General features: G+C 72.8%; 15 protein-coding genes. 3 read left to right on the plus strand and 12 right to left on the minus strand.

All coding sequences use genetic code 11. From position 1 onward, the window contains the following. The 7 genes from whiA to BS73_RS34620 form a co-directional block, all read right to left on the minus strand. A complete protein-coding gene (whiA, locus tag BS73_RS12445; protein WP_037571784.1) occupies positions 1-981 on the minus strand; it encodes a DNA-binding protein WhiA in 981 nt (326 codons plus the stop codon). Beyond that, positions 972-2090, minus strand: coding sequence for a gluconeogenesis factor YvcK family protein (locus BS73_RS12450; RefSeq protein ID WP_084703993.1), 1119 nt, complete (start codon positions 2088-2090; stop codon positions 972-974). Before BS73_RS12450 ends, whiA begins: the two co-directional genes overlap by 10 nt. A gap of 25 nt (positions 2091-2115) precedes the next feature. Beyond that, positions 2116-3129: an RNase adapter RapZ gene (gene rapZ, locus BS73_RS12455; RefSeq protein ID WP_084703994.1), complete on the minus strand. Its 1014-nt coding sequence runs from the start codon at positions 3127-3129 to the stop codon at positions 2116-2118. 67 nt (positions 3130-3196) lie between these two features. Beyond that, positions 3197-5173 carry an excinuclease ABC subunit UvrC gene (gene uvrC / locus BS73_RS12460; RefSeq protein ID WP_037579275.1) on the minus strand — a complete coding sequence of 659 codons (1977 nt, stop codon included), beginning with the start codon at positions 5171-5173 and terminating at the stop codon, positions 3197-3199. A 134-nt stretch (positions 5174-5307) separates the two neighbouring features. Continuing rightward, positions 5308-5808, minus strand: coding sequence for a Rieske (2Fe-2S) protein (locus BS73_RS12465; protein ID WP_037571795.1), 501 nt, complete (start codon positions 5806-5808; stop codon positions 5308-5310). 66 nt (positions 5809-5874) lie between these two features. Continuing rightward, positions 5875-7293, minus strand: a complete 1419-nt coding sequence (locus tag BS73_RS12470) for a hypothetical protein (RefSeq protein WP_152617600.1) — start codon at positions 7291-7293, stop codon at positions 5875-5877. A 164-nt stretch (positions 7294-7457) separates the two neighbouring features. Continuing rightward, a complete protein-coding gene (locus BS73_RS34620) occupies positions 7458-9938 on the minus strand; it encodes an MFS transporter (RefSeq protein WP_051939855.1) in 2481 nt (826 codons plus the stop codon). A 152-nt stretch (positions 9939-10090) separates the two neighbouring features. Here BS73_RS34620 and BS73_RS12480 point away from each other — a divergent pair, with 152 nt between their 5' ends. Beyond that, the gene (locus BS73_RS12480; RefSeq protein WP_037571797.1) at positions 10091-11131 is read left to right on the plus strand and encodes an Lrp/AsnC family transcriptional regulator; all 1041 of its coding nucleotides are present in this window, start codon (positions 10091-10093) and stop codon (positions 11129-11131) included. 56 nt (positions 11132-11187) lie between these two features. Here the strand turns inward: BS73_RS12480 and uvrA are convergent, their stop codons facing one another. Next, entirely contained in the window at positions 11188-14088 is a 2901-nt protein-coding gene (gene uvrA / locus BS73_RS12485) for an excinuclease ABC subunit UvrA (RefSeq protein ID WP_084703995.1), read from the minus strand. Between the two features lie 491 nt (positions 14089-14579). Between uvrA and BS73_RS12490 the strand changes: the two genes are divergently transcribed. Both BS73_RS12490 and BS73_RS12495 read left to right on the plus strand, forming a co-directional pair. Continuing rightward, positions 14580-15353 (plus strand): maleylpyruvate isomerase family mycothiol-dependent enzyme, encoded by a 774-nt coding sequence (locus tag BS73_RS12490; RefSeq protein ID WP_051939856.1) that lies wholly within the window; start codon positions 14580-14582, stop codon positions 15351-15353. Between the two features lie 45 nt (positions 15354-15398). After that, on the plus strand, positions 15399-16052 hold the full coding sequence (locus BS73_RS12495) for an MBL fold metallo-hydrolase (protein ID WP_037571800.1): 654 nt from the start codon (positions 15399-15401) through the stop codon (positions 16050-16052). 65 nt (positions 16053-16117) lie between these two features. Here the strand turns inward: BS73_RS12495 and BS73_RS12500 are convergent, their stop codons facing one another. The 4 genes from BS73_RS12500 to zapE all read right to left on the minus strand — a co-directional run bounded on the left by BS73_RS12500 (position 16118) and on the right by zapE (position 21449). Then, positions 16118-17050: a TerC/Alx family metal homeostasis membrane protein gene (locus BS73_RS12500; protein ID WP_037579284.1), complete on the minus strand. Its 933-nt coding sequence runs from the start codon at positions 17048-17050 to the stop codon at positions 16118-16120. Positions 17051-17317: 267 nt separating this feature from the next. Further along, entirely contained in the window at positions 17318-17893 is a 576-nt protein-coding gene (locus BS73_RS12505) for a TerD family protein (RefSeq protein WP_037571803.1), read from the minus strand. A gap of 189 nt (positions 17894-18082) precedes the next feature. Further along, entirely contained in the window at positions 18083-20209 is a 2127-nt protein-coding gene (gene uvrB / locus BS73_RS12510; protein WP_037571806.1) for an excinuclease ABC subunit UvrB, read from the minus strand. Positions 20210-20360: 151 nt separating this feature from the next. Further along, positions 20361-21449, minus strand: a complete 1089-nt coding sequence (gene zapE, locus BS73_RS12515; protein ID WP_037571808.1) for a cell division protein ZapE — start codon at positions 21447-21449, stop codon at positions 20361-20363. Between the last annotated feature and the right edge of the window lie 5 nt (positions 21450-21454).

Here is a 21454-nt window from a genome sequence, read left to right on the forward strand (position 1 = left end):
CTACTGCGCGATCATCTCATCCGTCAGATTCGCCTCGGTGCTGGGGAGGCCCAGCTCGCTCGCCCGCTTGTCCGCCATCGCCAGCAGGCGCCGGATCCGGCCGGCCACCGCGTCCTTGGTCAGCGGCGGGTCCGCCAGCGAGCCCAGCTCCTCCAGCGAGGCCTGCTTGTGCTCCATCCGCAGCCGTCCGGCGGCGGCCAGGTGCTCCGGCACCTGGTCGCCCAGGATCTCCAGCGCCCGCGCCACCCGGGCGCCCGCCGCCACCGCCGCCCGCGCCGAGCGGCGGAGGTTGGCGTCGTCGAAGTTGGCCAGCCGGTTGGCGGTGGCCCGGACCTCGCGCCGCATCCGGCGCTCCTCCCAGGCCAGCACGGACTCGTGGGCGCCGAGCCGGGTCAGCAGCGCGCCGATCGCGTCGCCGTCCCGGATCACCACCCGGTCGACCCCGCGCACTTCCCGGGCCTTGGCCGGGATGCTCAGCCGGCGGGCCGCGCCGACCAGGGCGAGCGCCGCCTCGGAGCCGGGGCAGGTGATCTCCAGCGAGGAGGAGCGGCCGGGCTCGGTGAGCGAGCCGTGCGCCAGGAAGGCCCCGCGCCAGGCCGCCTCGGCGTCGCAGGTCGCGCCGGAGACCACCGCCGGGGGGAGCCCCCGGATCGGCCGTCCGCGGCCGTCCACCAGCCCCGTCTGGCGGGCCAGCAGGTCGCCGTCCTTCACCACCCGCACCACGTACCGGCTGCCGCGGCGGAGTCCGCCGGGGGCCATCACCACCAGGTCCGAGGAGTGTCCGAAGATCTCCAGCAGGTCCTTGCGCAGCCGCCGGGCCGCCACTCCCGTGTCCAGCTCGGCCTCGATCACGATCCGGCCGCTCACGATGTGGAGGCCGCCCGCGAACCGGAGGATCGCGGAGACCTCCGCCTTGCGGCAGCAGGCCCGGGTGACGGGGAGTCGGCTGATCTCGTCCTTCACCGCTGCCGTCATCGCCATGGGCCGATCCTTCCATGCGTTCTGAAGATCCGGTCGTACGCGGCGGCCAGGAGCTCCGGGTCGTGTCGCGGAGTTCCGTCGCCCGCGGCGACCGTGTCGAGTACGAGTTCACCGCCCATCGCCTCGGCCGCCTTCCGCAGTTTCCCGAGGTCGGCGGTGGCCCCGAAGGCCCCGGCACCGCCGGGGGCACCGGCGGCGCCGCGTACCGCGTCGGCGTCGGCGAGCACCGCGTCCACGGTCAGGTCCGGGGCGTGCTCGGCGAGCACCTCCAGGTGGCGCTCCGGCGAGAAGCCCTCGGTCTCGCCGGGCTGGGGCGCGAGGTTGAGCGCGACCACTTTACGGGCCTTTGTCGCGACCAGGGCCGAAGCGAGCTCAGGAACCATCAGATGGGGGAGCACGCTGGTGAACCAGGAGCCCGGTCCGAGGACCACCCAGTCCGCGTCCCGTACGGCCGCGACGGCCTCCGGGACGGCCGGCGGGTCCTTCGGAAGAAGATGGATCGACTCGACCGTCCCGGGCGTGGCGGCCACCTCCGCCTGGCCGCGCACGGTGCCCACCTCGTCCGGCCGGGCCGGGTCATGGCCGCGCACGGCGGCCTCGATGTCCAGCGGCACGGCGGACATCGGCAGCACCCTGCCCTGCGCGCCGAGGAGCCGGGCGACCCAGTCCAGGGCCTGCACCGGGTCCTCCAGCTTCTGCCAGAGGGCGACGATCAGCAGGTTGCCGAAGGCGTGCTCGTTCAGGTCACCGCCGCTGCGGAAGCGGTGCTGGATGACCTCGGACCAGGTCCGGCCCCATTCGTCGTCACCGCACAGGGCGGCCAGCGCCTTGCGCAGATCGCCCGGCGGCAGCACGTCGAACTCGTCCCGCAGCCGGCCGCTGGAGCCGCCGTCGTCGGCGACCGTGACCACGGCGGTGAGGTCGATGGTCAGCCGCCGCAGCGCGGAGAGCGAGGCGGAGAGGCCCTGCCCCCCTCCCAGCGCCACGATCTTCGGCGCCGACCGGCCGATCCGGCTGCTCTTCCTGGATCCGGTTCTGCCGCCCGACCGGCCGACTCCGCGCCCGAAAACAGACCTCACGCACGCCCCAAGGGTCTCGCCCTGCCCCAGCGGGCGGAACAGTGTTCTTCGAAGATCACTCCCGCCCCATGTCGCGGTGGACGAGCACGGTCTCGACCCCGTCCGCGATCAGGCGCTTGGCCAGGCGCTCGGACATGGCGACACTGCGGTGCTTGCCCCCGGTGCAGCCTACGGCAAGTGTCATGTACCGCTTGCCTTCTCGGCGGTACCCCTCGGTGATCAGCCGCAGCAGCTCCGAGTAGCCGTCCAGGAACTCCTTCGCACCGGGCTGGTCGAAGACGTAGCGGGCCACCTCGTCGTCGGTCCCGGTGCGGGCGCGCAGCTCCGGGACCCAGTGCGGGTTGGGCAGGAAGCGGCAGTCCACCACCAGGTCGGCGTCGACCGGGAGGCCGTACTTGAAGCCGAAGGACATCACGGTGGCCCGCAGCTCCGGCTCGTCCTCGTCGGAGAACTGGGCGTCCAGCTTGGCCCGCAGCTCGTGGACGTTGAGGCTGGAGGTGTCGATCACCAGATCGGCCTCCCCGCGCAGGTCGCGCAGGAGGTCGCGCTCGCGGGCGATGCCGTCCACGATCCGGCCGTCGCCCTGCAGCGGGTGCGGGCGGCGGACCGACTCGAAGCGGCGGACCAGGGCGTCGTCCGAGGCCTCCAGGAAGACCACCCGCAGCCGCACCCCGCGCTTCTCCAGGTCGTCGAGCGAGGCCAGCAGGGTGTCGAAGAAGCTGCGGCCCCGGACGTCGACCACGGCCCCTATCTTCGCCACCGAGCCCTGGGAGCGGGCTCCGAGATCGACCATGGTCGGTATCAGCGACGGCGGAAGGTTGTCCACGACGAACCAGCCCAGGTCCTCCAGGCACTTGGCCGCGGTGGACCGGCCGGCGCCGGACATCCCGGAGATGATGACCAGCTCCGGGACCGTCTCCGCGGACTCCCCGGCGCTGCCGGTACTCGTACTGGCGACGTTCACTGGCTTTCTCCCCGCTTTCGGCGCTCTGCGGCGCACTAGTGGCCCTTCTTCTGAACCGCCCGGTCCGTACCAAGAACGCGGCGGACGGGCCGAGGCTTCCCCCATTCACCCCGGCGGGTGACGGTGGGCACCGCCACCAGGGTGCACCGGCGTGCGGCCGGACGCCTCTGCCTCAATCCTCCAGGATCTCCCCGGTGGACGTGTTCACCGCCGGAGCGGCCGGTGTACGGGAGGCCAACGCCGCCGCAACGGACTCCGCCGTACGGCGGCCGATGCCGGGGACCTCGCAGATCTCGTCCACCGTGGCCGCGCGCAGCTTCTTGACCGAGCCGAAGTGCTTGAGCAGCGCCTTCCTGCGGGTCTCGCCGAGACCGGGAACCTCGTCCAGACCGCCCGCGACGGCGCGCTTGGCGCGCTTGCCGCGCTGGTAGCGGATGGCGAAGCGGTGCGCCTCGTCGCGCACCCGCTGAAGAAGATAGAGCCCTTCGCTGCTTCGCGGCAGTACGACCGGGTCGCCCTCACCCGGCAGCCACACCTCCTCCAGCCGCTTGGCGAGGCCGCAGACCGCGACGTCGTCGATACCGAGCTCGTCCAGCGCCCGCTGGGCGGCGGCGACCTGCGGCCGGCCGCCGTCGACCACCACCAGCTGCGGCGGGTAGGCGAACCTCCGGGGACGGCCGGTCTCGGGGTCGACCGGGCCGCGGGCGGCCTCGGCGTCCCCCTCCTCGGTCTCCCACTCCCCCTGGTCTTGCTTCTCGGCGAGGTAGCGCCGGAAGCGGCGGGTCAGCACCTCGTGCATGGACCGGACGTCGTCCTGGCCCTCGAAGCCCTTGATGGCGAACCGGCGGTACTCGCTCTTCCGGGCCATGCCGTCCTCGAAGACCACCATCGAGGCGACCACGTCCTGGCCCTGGAGATGCGAGATGTCGAAGCACTCGATCCGCAGCGGGGCGGAGTCCAGGCCGAGGGCGTCGGCGATCTCCTGGAGGGCGACGCTGCGGGTGGTCAGGTCGGAGGCGCGCTTGGTCTTGTGGAGGGCCAGGGCGTGGCCGGCGTTCCGCTCGACCGTCGCCATCAGGTCCTTCTTGTCGCCGCGCTGCGGGATGCGGAGGTCGACCCGGGAGCCGCGGCGGTCGGAGAGCCACTGGGAGATCGGCTCCGGCGGGTCGGGCAGCGCCGGGACCAGGACCTCGCGCGGGACGCCCTCGCCATGCTCCTCCCCGTAGAGCTGCTGGAGGGCGGACTCCACCAGGTCGCCGGTGGAGACCGCCTCCACCTTGTCGGTGACCCAGCCGCGCTGGCCGCGCACCCGGCCGCCGCGGACGTGGAAGATCTGCACCGCGGCCTCCAGCTCGTCCTCGGCGACGGCCAGGACGTCGGCGTCCGTGCCGTCGGAGAGGACCACGGCGTTCTTCTCCATGGCCCGGCGGAGCGCGTCGACGTCGTCCCGGAGCCGGGCGGCGCGCTCGTACTCCTCCTCGGCCGCGGCGGCCTTCATCTCCTGCTCCAGGCGGCGCAGGTACTGGCCGGTGCGGCCGGCCATGAAGTCGCAGAACTCCTCGGCCAGTTCGCGATGGTCCTCGGCGGAGATCCGGCCCACGCAGGGGGCCGAGCACTTGCCGATGTAGCCGAGGAGGCAGGGCCGGCCGATCTGGGCCGAGCGCTTGAAGACCCCGGCCGAGCAGGTGCGCACCGGGAAGACCCGGAGCAGCAGGTCGACCGTCTCGCGGATGGCCCAGGCCTGGCCGTACGGGCCGAAGTAGCGGACGCCCTTCTTCTTGGGGCCGCGCATCACCTGGACCCGGGGGAACTCCTCGTTCATCGTCACGGCGAGCGAGGGGTAGCTCTTGTCGTCCCGGTACTTGACGTTGAACCGGGGGTCGAACTCCTTGATCCAGGAGTACTCCAGCTGGAGCGCCTCCACCTCGGTGGAGACCACGGTCCACTCCACCGAGGCGGCGGTGGTCACCATGGTGGCCGTGCGCGGGTGGAGGTTGGCGACGTCCTGGAAGTAGTTGGCCAGGCGGGAGCGGAGGCTCTTCGCCTTGCCGACGTAGATCACCCTGCCGTGGGCGTCACGGAACTTGTAGACACCGGGGGAATCCGGGATCTGCCCGGGCGCTGGACGGTACGTCGACGGGTCGGCCATGCGGCCAACGTTACCGACCGGCTGTGACAGTCCGGGAACGGCCCGGCACTGACGTACCGTCAGACGTGCTCCGGCGGCCTGGCGCCCGGGGGCGGCCCCTCAGCCGGGGCGGGCCGTCGGCCGGGGGCGGCCCGTCAGCCGACGACCACCTTGCCGCCGGCCACCGCCACCTTGACCGGCGGGAGCGGCTTGGTCGCCGGACCGTTGGCCACCGAGCCGTCCGCGACCTTGAACTGGCTGCCGTGGCAGGGACAGCTGATCACGCCGCCGGAGACCTCGTTGACCGTGCAGCCCTGATGGGTGCAGACCGCGGAGAAGGCCTTGTACTCCCCCTTCGACGGCTGGGTCACCACGACCTTCTGCCCGGCGAAGATCCTGCCGCCGCCGACCGGGATCTCGTCCGCCGCGCCCACGGTCTCCGGGGAGGTGGGCACCGAGCCGGCCGAACTGCCGCCGCCGCCACCGGAGCAGGCGGCCAGTGCGGCCCCCGCCGCGCCGAGGACGCCGACCGCGGCCGCGCCGCGGAGGACCGACCGGCGGCCGGGGCCGCAGGGGCAGGCCGGCTGCTCGGCCGGGAGTTCGTCGGCGGACCGCGCGGCGGAGGGCTGGGAGAGGGAAGGCTGCGGCTGGGTCATACGGCGGTGCTCCACTCGCTGGCGGTGATCGACTGGCTGAGCTGCGTTCGGGACGTTACACCCGGCTCAACGCCCGGAGGCGCCCAGGGTTTCGGGTGAACCGGGCGGCTCGGCCGGAGTATTTCTCCCTTCCCCTCCCCCGTCGCCCGCGCCGGCGCGCCGGGCGGCGGCGGGCGCCCGGCGGGCCCGGGCGCGGGCGGCGAGCAGCGCCTCCGCGAGCAGCGGCAGGCCGAGGACGGCGGGCAGCCAGATCAGGGCGCCCAGGCGTTGGTACTCGTAGACCACCGGATGGGCGCAGACCGTAAGCACCCCGAGCAGCAGCCCGGCCAGCGAGACCCAGCCGAGCGTCCGGCGGCCCGCGGCGGCGTCCGCCCGGCCCCCGCGCATCAGCAGCCAGAGCCCGGCGCCGCTGAGTACCAGGAGCGTCGGCAGGAACGCCTGCTCGCGCAGGAAGTACAGCCAGAAGCGCAGGTTGAGCTCGATCAGCAGGCCCCACGGGTTCGGCACGTCCGAGCGGTGGTAGTGCCGGGTGAAGGTGTCCTGGAGGGTCTCCGTGGAGCCGGGCGCGCCGGCCGCCGCCGCTCCCGCGGTGATCAGCACCGCCGCCACCGCTCCCCCGGCGCCGAGCAGCAGGGTGCCCCGGTGGCGGGCCTGGCGGACGGTCAGCGCGCAGCCCGCGGCGGCCAGGGCGAGGGCGGTCGCGAAGAGCGCCCCCGAGGAGTACTTGATCACCGAGGTCGCCACCAGTCCGGCCAGGCAGACCGGGCCGCCCAGGAGCAGCCGGCGGCGCAGCAGCCACCAGACGCCCAGGAGGCCGAGGAGGACGGCCGCGTTCAGCGCACCCTCGGCCAGCGGGTGGACCCCCCACTCGCCCAACGGGCAGAGGAGGAAGACCGCTTCGCCGGCGATCGCGCTGAGCGGGCGCAGCCCGGCGGCGGTGAGCAGCGCGGCCGCCAGGAATCCGGCGGCGGCGGTGCAGCCCACCGCGGTCGCCCACAGCCCCAGCCGCGGGCCGAGGACGGCCACGGCGGGGACGGAGAGGAGCGGGTAGCCGATCCGGCTCTCGAAGATCTGCTCATAGCGGCGGGTGCCCGCGTCCGGCCGCGCGAAGTGCCTGGCCTGCCGTTCGCAGGCGGCGATCGAGTCGCCCTCGGTGTCCGGTTCGCGGAAGCGGATCGGATCCACCGAGGTGATCCGGCGGGCCGCGTCGCCGGTGGAGACGCAGCCGGCGTCCCAGGCCCGGACGGCCGCCTCGGAGGGGGACTCGCCCAGGTAGCCGAGAGCGACCCGGGCGTACTGCACGGCGTCCCCGTTCATCGCCACCCGGGGACCGGCGAGCCCCTGGAGGGCCGCGAAGACCAGCGCCACCAGCAGCGCGCCGGCCCACCAGCGGGTCCGCAGCACTCTGCGGGCCCGCAGCGCCGGGCCGGGCGGCGCCTGGGCGGAGGCGGCGGAGTCGTCTGTACGGAACGGGGCAGGAGGCACGAGGGACCTCGGACTCGGGGGCCTTGCGGCGGCGCGCGGACCACGCCCACCCGGGAAGGTAGGCGCGGCCCGCGAACCGGCGGTGTGCGGCGGGGCAAGCGGACGGATCGCGGCGGTGAACAATCACCGACGGTAGCCGCTCGCCGCCTCACCGGCCCCCTCGGCTACTCCTGGTGAGCGAGCGTCAGATCCAGGTCCTGGCGGCCCTGTCCGACCAGGCTGACCCTGGTGTGCACCGGCGGATATCCGCTGGCGACCACCGTGTACGCGGAGCCGTCGAGGTCGCCGAAGTGGTAGCCGCCGTCCTCCCCGGTGCGGACCGAGCGCAGCGGGCTGCCGGCCGGGTCGAGGAGGATCACCCGGGCGTCCGGCAGCGGCGACCCGTCGACGCGGCGGACGGTGCCCTGGACGGCTGCCGCCGGGGGCAGCTCGACGTCGACCGCGGCCGCCGAGCGGAGGTCGGCCGGGTCGAGCGGCAGTGCCACCGGGCGGTGCCCGGTCGCGCTGACCGCGAGGGTGAGCGCGGATGCCCGGTCCGCTGCGGTGGCCGGACCCGACGCCGGGGTCAGTTCGAGGCGATACGAGCCGTCGGCGCCGGTGGCCGCGGAGCCGCGGACCGCCCCGCTCGGGTCGGTGGCGACCACCAGCGCGTCCGGTACGGGGGCGCCGTTCTCGGCGGTCCGGACCGTCCCGCTCAGCGGCTCGACCGAGCCGGCGAGCCGGAAGTCGCGGTCGGCCGGCCGGACGCCGTCCACGATCAGCGTCGCCGCCTCCGGCCGGTGGCCCGGGGCGATGGCGATCAGCACATAGCTGCCGGGCCGCGGCAGCTCCACGGCGTACGTCCCGTCGGCCTCGGCGGCGGGCACCCGGGCGACCTGACGGCCCGCCAGGTCGGTCGCGGTGACCGCGGCCCCGGCGGCCGGCAGGCCGGCCGGGCCGAGCACCCGGCCGGAGACCGCGCGGCCGCTGAGCGGCGCGGCGGGGGCGGGCACCTGCGCGGGGGCGGCGTGCTGCGCGGGGGCGCCGGCCTGCACGGGGGCGGGCACCTGCGCGGGGGCGGCGACCCCGGCCTGGGCCGGGACCGCGGTCCGGGCCTGGCCCTGGGTCTCGCCCTCCGCCGAGTGGTCGGTCGGCCCCGCGGCCGGACGCGCCTGCGCCGGGCGTGGGTTGACCAGCAGCAGGGTGATCACGCCGGCCACGCCCGCGGCCAGCGCCGCGACCAGGAAGATCCGGTCCAGACCCGCCGCGAAGGCCTGGTGGGCGAGACCGCCGACGGCCTGCCGGGAGGCCTCGGGCGCGGATCGGATCATCGCGTAGGCCTCGCCGCTGCCCAGCGCGGAAGCCGTCGCGTGGGGATCCCGGACGAGGCCGCCGGCGCCCTCCAGCACCTGCTGCGCCCGCGCGCTGAAGAGCGCCGCGAAGACCGCGATGCCCAGGGTGAGCCCGAGCTGGCGGAAGGTGTTCACCGCTCCCCCGGCCATCCCGATCCGCTGCGGCGGCACGCTGCCCATCGCCGCCGAGACCAGCACGGGCGTGGCCAGGCCGATGCCCAGGCCGATCACCGCGAGCCCCAGGTAGAGCGAGGAGCGGCCGGAGTCCGCGGTGAGCTGGAGCCGGATCAGCAGCAGGCCGAGACCGACGATCAGGCCGCCCACCCCGATCGGGTACCGGGCCGGCAGCCGCTGGATGTACCGGCCGACCAGTGCCGACACCGCGAAGGAGAGCAGCGAGAGCGGCAGCAGGGCGAGCCCCGCCGGGATCGGGTCCAGTCCGAGGAGCGACTGCATCCAGACCGAGACCAGCACCAGTCCCCCGAAGGCCGCGCCCTGCATCAGCACCGCGCCGACCATCAGACCGGCGAAGGAGGGGGTGCGCAGCAGGCCGAGGTCCAGCATCGGCCGCTCGCTGCGGAGCTCGACCACGACGAAGACGAGGAGCGCCGCCGCGGCCACCGCGAAGCTGATCAGGGTGGTGCGGTCGGACCAGCCGGACTCGCCGCCCCGGATCAGGGCGTAGGTGAGCGCCGCGGCGCTGACCGTGAAGGCGATCGCGCCGGGGAGGTCGATCCCGCCCGCGCGCCCGGGCCCGTGGTGCGGGTCCTTGGCGACCGCGCGCAGGGTCAGCCCCACGGTGATCGCCGCGATCGGCACGTTCACCAGGAAGATCGCCTGCCAGCCGATGCCCTGGGTGAGGAGCCCGCCGAGTACCGGCCCGGCCGCCGCGCCCGCTCCGTTGACCGCGCCCCAGAATCCGAACGCCACTCCGCGGTCCCGGCCGCCGTAGTTCTTGGTGAGGAGGGCGGCGGAGGTGGCGAACATCGCCGCGCCGCCGATCCCCTGCACCGCGCGGGAGGCCACCAGCGCGTCGGCGTTCGGGGCCAGCGCGCAGCTCAGCGAGGCCAGCGCGAAGAGCACCAGGCCGCCCAGGTAGAGCCGGCGGTGGCCGTAGAGGTCGGCCAGCGAACCGAGCACCAGAAGGACGGCGGCGAGCGCCAGCGAGTAGGCGTCGACCACCCACTGGAGGGAGGAGAAGGAGGCGTGGAAGTCGCTCGCCATCCTCGGCAGGGCGACGTTCACGATGGTGACGTCGAGCAAGAGGATGAAGGAGCCGAGGCAGATCGCCACCAGCGGCCACCACTTGCGCATGGGGAACTCCGACGTGTCTCAGATTGCGGAAGGCCTGTCGGCCTGTGGGCTCTACGCCTGTCGGCTGTTGCGTCCAGGTTCCACGGCCTTCGCCGGATTCCACAGCCACGGCGGCGTCGGCGGCGTATTCCGACAGGGAATAGGCTTCCACGGTGGATACCGACACCAGGCCGGCTTTCGCGGCGGAAGACCAGGGCATCGTCCAGGCCCTCCAGATCGACGGACGGGCCCCGTTCCGGCGGATCGCCGAGGTGCTCGGCGTCTCCGACCAGACGGTCGCGCGCCGGTACGCCCGGCTGAGGGGCGCAGGACTGCTCCGGGTGCTGGGCCTGACCAACCCGCTGGCCTGCGAGGAGACCCCCTGGCTGGTCCGCGTCCGGTGCACGCCGGACGCCGCCGCCTCGATCGCCGACGCGCTGGCCCGGCGCGAGGACACCAGCTGGGTCAGCCTGAGCTCCGGCGGCACCGAGATCACCTGCACGGTACGGGAGGCGCCCCGGCCGCGGGACGAGGACCATCTGCTGCTCCGCCGGCTGCCCCGGACCCCCCGGGTGACGGATGTGCAGGCGCACGCCCTCCTGGAGGTCTTCTTCGGTCAGGACCAGGCGCAGATCGTCAAGACCGGCCCGCTGACCCAGGACCAGAAGCGGGCGCTGGTCTCCGAGGACGCGCCGCCCGGGACGCGGGAGGAGTTCGGCCGGTGGTCGCGGCGGCAGGTCTCCGGTCTCGGCCGGACCCTGGACCCGGCGGAGCGGCGGCTGGCCGCCGTGCTGGCCCGGGACGGCCGGGCGTCCATCGGCGAGCTGGCCGAGGCGACCGGCTGGTCGCCGACGACGGTCCGGCGCCGGCTGGGTGAGCTGCGCCGGGCCGGGGTGCTCTACTTCGACCTCGAACTCCATCTGGACCTGGTCAACCAGGGGATGCGGGCGGGGCTCTGGGTGGACGTGGAACCGACCTCGCTGGCGCGGGCGGGGGCGGCGCTGGGCGCGCAGGCGGAGGTGATGTTCGCCGGCGCGGTGACCGGCGAGCACAACGTGTACGCGAACGTCTCCTGCCGCGACTCGCAGGCGCTGTACCGGTACCTCACCGAGTCGGTGACGGCGATCCCGGGGATCCAGCGCATCGTCACCGCGCCGGTGCACCGGACGATCAAGGGGCCGGGGCCGTTTCTGCGCCCGATGGGCGGCAGCTGACGGCGTCGGCGTCTGCGGGTAGGTCGCTGGGCGCCGCAGACGCCGACGAGGCGGCCTCAGGCCTTCTTGCGGGCCCGGGTCGCGCGCTTCGCGCGCGTCGGGGTCGCGTCGGAGACCCGGTCGCCGAGGATGTCGCGGAGGAACTTGCCGGTGTGACTCTGCGGGATCGCGGCCACCGCCTCCGGCGTGCCCTGGGCGACGACCAGGCCACCGCCCGAGCCGCCCTCGGGCCCCATGTCGATCACCCAGTCCGCGGTCTTGATCACATCGAGGTTGTGCTCGATGACGATCACCGAGTTGCCCTTCTCGACCAGCCCGGTCAGCACCTTGATCAGCTTGTTGATGTCCTCGAAGTGGAGACCCGTGGTCGGCTCGTCCAGGACGTACACCGTCCGGCCGGTGGAGCGCTTCTGCAGCTCCGAGGAGAGCTTGACCCGCTGCGCCTCGCCGCCGGACAGCGTCGTCGCCGGCTGGCCCAGTCGCACATAGCCGAGGCCGACCTCGTTCAGCGTGCGCAGGTGCCGGGCGATCGCCGGAACCGCCTCGAAGAACTCCAGCGCCTCCTCGATCGGCATGTCCAGCACCTCGGCGATGGACTTGCCCTTGTAGTGGACCTCCAGCGTCTCCCGGTTGTAGCGGGCGCCGTGGCACACCTCGCAGGGGACGTAGACGTCCGGCAGGAAGTTCATCTCGATCTTGATGGTGCCGTCGCCCGCGCAGTTCTCGCAGCGGCCGCCCTTGACGTTGAACGAGAACCGGCCCGGCAGGTACCCGCGGACCTTCGCCTCCGTGGTCTCCGCGAACAGCTTGCGGACGTGGTCGAAGACGCCGGTGTAGGTCGCCGGGTTGGACCGCGGGGTGCGGCCGATCGGCGACTGGTCGACGTGGACGACCTTGTCCACCAGGTCGGTCCCGGTGACCCGGGTGTGCCGGCCGGGCACCGACCTGGCGCCGTTCAGCTCGCGCGCGAGGTGGGTGTAGAGGATGTCGTTGACCAGCGTGGACTTGCCCGAGCCGGAGACCCCCGTGACCGCCGTGAAGACGCCCAGCGGGAAGGACACGTCGATGTCCTGCAGGTTGTGCTCCCGGGCGCCGTGGACGGTGATCTGCCGGGCCGGGTCGCGCGGGCGGCGCACCTCGGGCAGCTCGATGGCGCGCTTCTTGGCGAGGTACTGCCCGGTCAGCGACTCGTCGTTGGCCAGCAGTTCGGCCCGCGAGCCGGAGTGGACGACCTTTCCGCCGTGCTCGCCGGCGCCAGGACCGATGTCCACCACCCAGTCCGCGGTGCGGATGGTGTCCTCGTCGTGCTCGACCACGATCAGGGTGTTGCCCAGGTCCCGGAGCCGGACCAGGGTCTCGATCAGCCGGTGGTTGTCCCGCTGGTGGAGGCCGATGGACGGCTCGTCCAGCACGTACAGCACACCGACCAGGCCGGAGCCGATCTGGGTGGCGAGCCGGATGCGCTGCGCCTCGCCGCCGGAGAGGGTGCCGGCCGCGCGGTCCAGCGAGAGGTAGTCGAGGCCGACGTCGACCAGGAACCGCAGCCGCTCGTTGACCTCCTTCAGCACCCGCTCGGCGATGGTCTTCTCACGCTTGCTCAGCGTCATCCCGCGGAGGAACTCGGCGCAGTCGGCGATCGACATCGAGGCGACCTCGGCGATCGACCGGCCGTTCATGGTCACCGCGAGCACCACCGGCTTCAGCCGGGCGCCCTGGCAGGCCGGGCAGGGCACCTCGCGCATATAGCCCTCGAAGCGCTCCCGGCTGGAGTCCGACTCGGCGTCCGCGTGCCGCCGCTGGACGAAGGGGACGACCCCCTCGAAGGCGGTGGTGTAGGCGCGCTCGCGGCCGTAGCGGTTGCGGTAGCGCACCTCGATCTGCGTCTTGTGGCCGTACAGCAGCGCCTTGCGGGCGCGCTGCGGCAGGGCGGCCCACGGCACGTCCGTGCTGAACTTCAGCTCCTTGGCCAGCGCGCCGACCAGGCGGCCGAAGTACTCCTTGGTGTGGCCGTGCGACCAGGGGTGGATGGCCCCGTCCTCGATGGACTTCTCCTCGTCCGGGATCAGCAGCTCCGGGTCGACCTCCATCCGGGTGCCGATGCCGGTGCACTCCGGGCAGGCGCCGAACGGGGAGTTGAAGGAGAAGGAGCGCGGCTCCAGCTCCTCGAAGGAGAGGTCGTCGTAGGAGCAGTAGAGGTGCTCCGAGTACATCCGCTCGCGCTCGGGGTCGTCCTCGGGGAGGTCGACGAAGTCCAGCACCACCGTGCCGCCGGCCAGGCGGAGGGCGGTCTCGACGGAGTCGGTGAGCCGGCGCTTGGCCGAGCCCTTCACCGTGAGGCGGTCGATGACCACCTCGATGGTGTGCTTCTCCTGCTTCTTCAGCTTGGGCGGCTCGGTCAGCTGGACGGTCTGGCCGTCCACCCGGGCCCGGGAGTAGCCCTTGGTCTGGAGGTCGGCGAAGAGGTCGACGTACTCGCCCTTGCGGCCGCGGACCAGCGGGGAGAGCACCTGGAAGCGGGTGCCCTCGGGCAGCTCGAGCACCCGGTCGACGATCTGCTGCGGCGACTGCCGGGCGATCGGGCGGCCGCACTGCGGGCAGTGCGGCTTGCCGATCCGGGCGAAGAGCAGCCGGAGGTAGTCGTAGACCTCGGTGATGGTGCCGACCGTGGAGCGCGGGTTGCGGGAGGTCGACTTCTGATCGATGGAGACCGCCGGGGAGAGCCCCTCGATGAAGTCGACGTCCGGCTTGTCCATCTGCCCCAGGAACTGGCGGGCGTAGGAGGAGAGCGACTCGACGTAGCGGCGCTGCCCCTCCGCGAAGATGGTGTCGAACGCGAGCGAGGACTTCCCGGAGCCGGACAGGCCGGTGAAGACGATGAGGGAGTCCCGCGGCAGGTCGAGCGAGACGTTCTTCAGGTTGTGCTCGCGAGCACCGCGGACGATGAGGCGGTCTGCCACGCTATGCGCCTTTCTCCGGGCTCTTGCGGGGGCCACGGGATCCCAGGGTCGTCGGCCCTTTGCGGGCCCTCGGACTCAGCTGGTGTGAGTGGACTGGTGCGAGTGGGGTGGTGCGACTGGTCCGGGGCTGCCCCGGCCAATCGTAAACGCGGTGCGAAGCGGTTTTCTTCCGGTTTCCGACGCGCGACCGTGCCACTGTATAGCGCAGGCGTTCGAATTGCGAGAAAGTCCAGCCGGTTCCACCCGAATGAGTGATGACCCGTCAGAAAAGCCCTGGCCGTACCCCTCGAAGGGGACATTCTCGGCCGCCGCGCCCCGGCCGCCCCCGGCCGTCAGCCCCTGGGGATAGGGTCGAACCGCGCAACCGGGCCCGACCCGCGCCGGGTACAACGACCCTACCGGCGCCCGGGACACGAGACCGGTGAACGGCAGTCAGCGAGCGAGCGAACCGAGCCTCCGGGGGCAGCATGTCCGAACCGACTCCGCGAACAGTGACCTCGACCACCACCCCTCCGGCGGCCCCGTGGAGCAGGCGGGACATCGCCGACGCGCTGCGCGAGTCGCTGGCCGAGCTCCGCCGGGACGCCGCCGAGCTCACCCCGGAGCAGTTGTCGGGCCCCTCCCTGCTGCCCGGCTGGAGCCGCGGCCACGTCCTCGCCCACCTCTGCCGCAACGCCGACGCGGTGGAGCGCGGGCTGGCCGGCGCGGCCCGCGGCGAGCAGGTCGCGATGTACCCGCCGGAGCACCCCCGGGACAAGGAGATCGAGCAGGGCGCCGGCCGCCCGCTCGACGAGCAGCTGGCCGACCTGGACGAGTCGGCCGCCCGGCTCGCCGCCACGGCCGCCGCGATGCCCGAGGAGGGCTGGTCCTTCGAGGTGGTGCACCGCAGCGGGGCCCGCTTCCCGGCCGAGCGACTGCTCTGGATGCGGCTGGCCGAGCAGGAGTACCACCACGTCGACCTGGACGCCGGCTACACCCCGGCGCACTGGCCGGCCTTCTTCACCGGCCGGGAGATCGCCCACCTCGCCGAGCGCTTCCACGCGCGGGCAGGGCTGCCGCCCACCGTGCTGCACGTCCTCACGGAGGGCGCTCCGGACACCGAGTACCGGATCGGGGACGGGGACGCCGGGCCCGCCCTGCGGATCGAGGGGCCCGCGCGGGCGCTGGTCGCCTGGCTCTCCGGCCGGGCCGCCGGGGACGGGCTCACCGCGCACACCCCGGACGGGGCGCGCGCGGAGCTGCCCGCGATCCCGGCGATGTCCTGACCGGCGATGCTCTGACACCGGTCGGCGAAGAAGAGGAGTCTGCACATGACGTACCACGGAGCGGTGAAGGTCGGCGGGCCCGCCGACGTCCGCGAGCTGGCACACCTGATGATCACCAAGGTCGCGGTGGGTCCGATGGACAACAACGCCTATCTGCTGCGCTGCCGGGCCACCGACCGCCAGCTGCTGATCGACGCCGCCAACGACGCCCCGGTGCTGCTGGAGACCGTCGGCGAGCGCCTCGACACGGTCGTCACCACCCACCGGCACGGCGACCACTGGGCGGCGCTGGAGGAGGTCGTCTCCGCCACCGACGCCCAGACCGCCGCCGGGCGGATCGACGCCGAGGGCATCCCGGTGCCGACCGACCTGCTGCTGGACGACGGCGACACCCTCCGGGTCGGCGAGGTCTCCCTGAAGGTCCGTCACCTGGTGGGCCACACCCCGGGCGCGATCGTCCTGATCTACGACGACCCCCAGGGGCATCCCCACCTCTTCACCGGCGACTGCCTCTTCCCCGGCGGCATCGGCAACACCCAGGGCGACCCGGAGCGCTTCCGCACCCTGCTGGACGACGTGGAGACCAAGATCTTCGACGAACTCCCCGACGAGACCTGGGTCTACCCGGGCCACGGCAACGACACCACCCTCGGCGCCGAGCGCCCGCACCTGGCCGAGTGGCGCGAGCGCGGCTGGTGAGCCCGGCGCCCTGAGCGTCCGGGGGGCCGGCGGGAGTCCGCGGGAGCCGGTGAGCCGACCCGCCGTCAGGAGGCTTTCTCCGCGCGGCGGGAGGCGATCAGGCTGGTGATCGTGGTGACCACCAGGACCACGACGATCACGCCCAGGGAGAGCGGGATGCCGATCTCGGGGACGTGGACGCCGGACTCGTGGAGGGCGTGGAGCACCAGCTTGACGCCGATGAAGCCGAGGATGAGGGAGAGCCCGTAGGAGAGGTGGACCAGCCGCTTGAGCAGTCCGCCGATCAGGAAGTACAGCTGGCGCAGACCCATCAGGGCGAAGGCGTTGGCGGCGAAGACCAGGTAGGCCTCCTGGGTCAGGCCGAAGATCGCCGGGATCGAGTCCATCGCGAAGAGGACGTCGGTGGTGCCGATCGCGATCATCACCGCGAGCAGCGGCTTGGACGGGAAGCGCCGCCGCATCGCGGTGACGAGACGATTCTCCTTGACCTCCTCCTTCTCCCCGGCCCCCGCTCCGGGCCCCTCGCCGCCGCGCCGCTCGGCCAGCGCCTCGCGGATCAGCTTCCAGGCGGTCCAGATCAGGAAGGCGCCGAAGAGGAAGAAGATCCAGGAGAAGGCGGAGATCACCGCGGCCCCGGCGGCGATGAAGACCGCCCGCAGCACCAGGGCGATCAGCACCCCGACCATCAGCACCCGCTGCTGGTCCTTGGCGGGCACCGCGAATCTGCCCATGATCAGGACGAAGACGAAGAGGTTGTCGACGCTGAGCGCCTTCTCCGTGACATAGCCGGCCAGGAACTCCCCGGCGTAGGTGGAGCCGGAGTGCCACCAGACGAAGCCGCCGAAGCCCAGGGCGAGGACGATCCAGACCACCGTCCAGGTGCCGGCCTCCCGCAGGGAGACCTCGTGGGGCTTGCGGCCGCCGATGAGGAAGTCGACCGCGATCAGCGCGCAGAGCACGACCAGGGTCGAGGCCCAGAGGGCCGGGGTGACGTGCACGGTGGGGATCTCCTCCGGCGGCATCGACCGAGGGCGTCGGCCGTGTGCTGGCTCGACCCTCGGCGGATGGGGGCTGCCGGAGGTCTCCTCCACCCGGACGCGTGGGACGCGCGCTGCGCGGACGCCGGGCCGGTGCCCCGGGACGCCGATCGGTCCTGACGTCCGTGATGACGGAGCTGCCGCTGGGGAGTACTCCCCTCCTTGTCCGATCAGCCTAACAGCCGCCCGGGGAAGTCCCCTCGAAAGGACTCACCGCGGCGACGGGGCTTACAGGTGGGCGGCGATGGCCGGAAGGAGCTCCTGGAATCCGGCGGCCCGGGCGGGCGCACCGATGGCCTCCAGCCGCCATCCGCCGTCCTCGCCGCGGAAGACCTTGGCCATCACCTGGGCGGTGTTCGCGCCGCCGCCCGGCAGCCGGTACCGCGCCAGCTCCTGGCCGGTGCCCTCGTCGAGCAGCCGGCAGTCGGTGTCGGCGATCCGCTGGAAGGTCTGGCCGGTGGAGGAGTTGACCGCGAAGACGATCTGGCTGATCTGCTCGGGCACCCGGCAAAGGTCCACGACGATCGACTCGTCGGTCTCGCCACCGCCCGGGACGAGCCGGTCGCCGCTGTGCCGGACGGAGCCGTCGTTGCTGGTGAGGTGCTTGAAGAAGACCACGTCCGCGAGCTGGCGCTGGGCGTAGAGCACCGCGATGGCGTCCAGGTCCACCGCAGGCGCGCGCCGGGCGAAGAGCCCGCGGCGCGGGACCTGGCGCCAGCCGAGCTCCACCCGGACGACGGCCGGCAGCTGCCCGTCCGTCGCCTGGAGTATGACGCTCTCGCCCTGCCCCAGCTCCACGGTCACGATCTGCTCCTCGTCTCGAGACGACGACCGGCGGATACCCCGCTGCCTCCCCCTCGAACTCTAAGCAGTGCAACGCGCACAGCGCATGCAGAAATCCAGGCCCGGAACAGCTGTGACGAAAGCGTCGCAATCGCACTCGGGTGCCGTCGGGGGCGAGAGCCGCCCGCGGCACCCGGCCGCGATCTCCGTTCAGGCGATGCCCGCCTCGCGCATCTGGCGGAGCTCCTTCTTGAGTTCCTTCACCTCGTCCCGGATCCGCGCCGCCACCTCGAACTGGAGCTCGGCGGCGGCTGTGTGCATCCGGTCCGTCAGTTCGCCGATCAGCTCGGCCAGTTCCGCCGCCGGGAGGCTCTTGGCGTTCTTCCGGTCGGCCGCCTTGGCCGCGCCGAGGGCCGGCACCGGAGCAGCGCCGCCGTCCTTCCCGCCCTTGCCCCTGCCGCCGGACTGGCGGTACCCGGTGGAGAGGAGGGCCTCGGTGTCCACGTCCTCGCGGGCGATGGCGTCCAGGATGTCGCCGATCTTCTTGCGGAGCGGCTGCGGGTCGATCCCGTGCTCCTTGTTGTACGCCATCTGCTTGTCGCGGCGGCGGTTGGTCTCCTCGATGGCGTGCTGCATCGCCGGGGTGATCCGGTCCGCGTACATGTGGACCTGGCCGGAGATGTTCCGGGCCGCGCGGCCGATGGTCTGGATCAGCGAGGTGGGCGAGCGGAGGAAGCCCTCCTTGTCCGCGTCCAGGATCGCCACCAGGGAGACCTCGGGGAGGTCCAGGCCCTCGCGGAGGAGGTTGATGCCGATCAGCACGTCGAACTCGCCGGCCCGCAGCTCCCGCAGCAGCTCGACCCGGCGCAGGGTGTCGATGTCGCTGTGGAGGTACCGGACCCGGATGCCGAGCTCCAGCATGTAGTCGGTGAGGTCCTCGGACATCTTCTTGGTCAGCGTGGTGACCAGCACCCGCTCGTCCCGCTCGGCGCGGGCGCGCACCTCGTGCACCAGGTCGTCGATCTGGCCCTCGGTCGGCTTGACCACGACCTCCGGGTCGATCAGTCCGGTCGGCCGGATGACCTGCTCGACCGTACCGTCCGAGCGGGAGAGCTCGTACGGGCCCGGGGTCGCGGAGAGGTAGACGGTCTGGCCGATCCGGCCGAGGAACTCCTCCCACTTCAGCGGGCGGTTGTCCATCGCGGAGGGGAGCCGGAAGCCGTGCTCGACCAGGGTGCGCTTGCGGGAGGCGTCGCCCTCGTACATCGCGCCGATCTGCGGGACGGTCTGGTGCGACTCGTCGATGACCAGCAGGAAGTCCTCCGGGAAGTAGTCCAGGAGGGTGTTCGGGGCGCTGCCGCGCTCGCGGCCGTCGATGTGCAGCGAGTAGTTCTCGATCCCGGAGCAGGTGCCGATCTGCTGCATCATCTCCAGGTCGTAGGTGGTGCGCATGCGCAGCCGCTGGGCCTCCAGCAGCTTGCCCTGCTTCTCCAGCTTCTTCAGCGTCTCGTCGAGCTCGGCCTCGATGCCGGCGATGGCCTTGGCCATCCGCTCCGGACCGGCCACGTAGTGGGAGGCCGGGAAGACGTAGAGCTGCTGGTCGTCGCTGATCACCTCGCCGGTGAGCGGGTGGAGGGTGGTGAGCGCCTCGATCTCGTCGCCGAACATCTCGATCCGGACCGCGAGCTCCTCGTAGACCGGGAAGATCTCGATGGTGTCGCCGCGGACCCGGAAGGTGCCGCGGGTGAACGCCATGTCGTTCCGGGTGTACTGGATGTCGACGAAGCGGCGGAGCAGTTCGTCCCGGTCGATCTCCTGGCCGACCCTGAGCGGGACCATCCGGTCCACGTACTCCTGCGGCGTGCCCAGGCCGTAGATGCAGGAGACGGAGGCGACGACGACCACGTCCCGGCGGGTGAGGAGGGAGTTGGTCGCGGAGTGCCGGAGCCGCTCCACCTCCTCGTTGATCGAGGAGTCCTTCTCGATGTAGGTGTCCGTCTGCGGGACGTAGGCCTCGGGCTGGTAGTAGTCGTAGTACGAGACGAAGTACTCGACCGCGTTGTTCGGGAGGAGCTCGCGGAACTCGTTCGCCAGCTGGGCGGCGAGGGTCTTGTTGGGGGCCATCACCAGCGTGGGCCGCTGGAGCTTCTCGATCATCCAGGCCGTGGTGGCCGACTTGCCGGTGCCGGTGGCGCCGAGCAGCACGACGTCCTTCTCGCCCGCGCGGATCCGCCGCTCCAGGTCGGCGATGGCGGCCGGCTGGTCGCCGCTAGGCTGGTAAGGACTGACGACCTCGAAGGGCGCCACAGTTCGCTCAAGATCGCTGATGGCTCTCACGCATTCCACGGTACGACCCCGCACTGACAACCGGCGTCGGGCCGCCGGATTCGGGCCGGGGCAGACCCGTGGCCGGTGGGGCGGGCGGTGACCCGCGCCCCTGGTCCCCTGCGGCCGCGGGGTCCCCTGCGGCCGCGGCGCGGGACCCGGGCTACGCCGCCGGGACGGTGTCGCGGGTGAGGGCCACCAGGCGGGACAGGGCGCGGAGGTACTTCTTGCGGTAGCCGCCGGCCAGCATCTCGGCGCCGAAGATCTCGTCGAAGGGCAGGCCCGAGGCGAAGACGGGGAGCTCGCGGTCGTACATCCGGTCCGCGAGGACCACCAGCCGCAGCGCCGTGGACTGGTCCGGCACCGGCGCCACGCCGCGGAGGCAGACCGCGGCCACGCCGTCCAGCAGCGCGCCGTAGCGGCTGGGGTGCACCTGGGAGAGGTGGTCGAGCAGGGTGGGGAAGTCGTCCAGGGACGCGCCGGGTATCCGCTCCGCCGCGGCCTCGACCTCCGCGTCCGAGTACGGCGCCGGCGCCGGCGGCAGCCCCCGGTGGCGGTAGTCCTGGCCGTCGATCCGCAGCGCGCGGAAGTGCGCGGAGAGCCCCTGTATCTCCCGGAGGAAGTCGGCGGAGGCGAAGCGGCCCTCGCCCAGCTTGTCCGGCAGGGTGTTGGAGGTGGCGGCCAGCCGGACGCCGGCGTCCGCGAGCCGGGAGAGGAGGGTGGAGACCAGCACCGTGTCGCCCGGGTCGTCGAGCTCGAACTCGTCGATGCAGAGCAGCCGGTGGCCGGAGAGCGCGGCCACGGCCTGCTGGAAGCCGAGGGCGCCGACCAGGTTGGTCAGCTCGACGAAGGTGCCGAACGCCTTGGGGCCGGGGACGGCGTGCCAGAGGGAGGCGAGGAGGTGGGTCTTGCCGACGCCGTAGCCGCCGTCCAGATAGACCCCGACCGGGCCGCCGGCACCGGCGGAGCCCTCCGAACGCCGGAACCAGCGCTTCCGCCCGCCCGGCCGGCCGCCGTTGCCGCCGCCCGCGGTGATCGAGCCGGCGAACTCCTCCAGCACCCGCACCGCCTGCGCCTGGCTCGGCTGCCCGGGGTCGGGGAGGTAGGTGTCGAAGCGCGCGGAGCCGAACCGCGGCGGCGGGACCAGCTCGGCGATCAGCCGCTCCGGCGAGACGGTCGGGCGGCGGTCGCTGAGGGCGGCGCCGGGCGCGGATATCCCGCCGGCCGGCTGCGCGGTGACGTCTTCGGACACAGTTC

It is taken from the genome of Phaeacidiphilus oryzae TH49 (assembly GCF_000744815.1).
GTDB classification, from domain to species: domain Bacteria; phylum Actinomycetota; class Actinomycetes; order Streptomycetales; family Streptomycetaceae; genus Phaeacidiphilus; species Phaeacidiphilus oryzae.

Bases quoted from the DNA above. Each gene is read 5' to 3' on its own strand.
- uvrC (WP_037579275.1), bottom strand. From the start codon at position 5,173: ATGGCCGACCCGTCGACGTACCGTCCAGCGCCCGGGCAGATCCCGGAT.
- whiA (WP_037571784.1), bottom strand. From the start codon at position 981: ATGGCGATGACGGCAGCGGTGAAGGACGAGATCAGCCGACTCCCCGTC.
- BS73_RS12495 (WP_037571800.1), top strand. From the start codon at position 15,399: ATGACGTACCACGGAGCGGTGAAGGTCGGCGGGCCCGCCGACGTCCGC.
- rapZ (WP_084703994.1), bottom strand. From the start codon at position 3,129: ATGGGGGAAGCCTCGGCCCGTCCGCCGCGTTCTTGGTACGGACCGGGC.
- BS73_RS34620 (WP_051939855.1), bottom strand. From the start codon at position 9,938: ATGCGCAAGTGGTGGCCGCTGGTGGCGATCTGCCTCGGCTCCTTCATC.
- BS73_RS12465 (WP_037571795.1), bottom strand. From the start codon at position 5,808: ATGACCCAGCCGCAGCCTTCCCTCTCCCAGCCCTCCGCCGCGCGGTCC.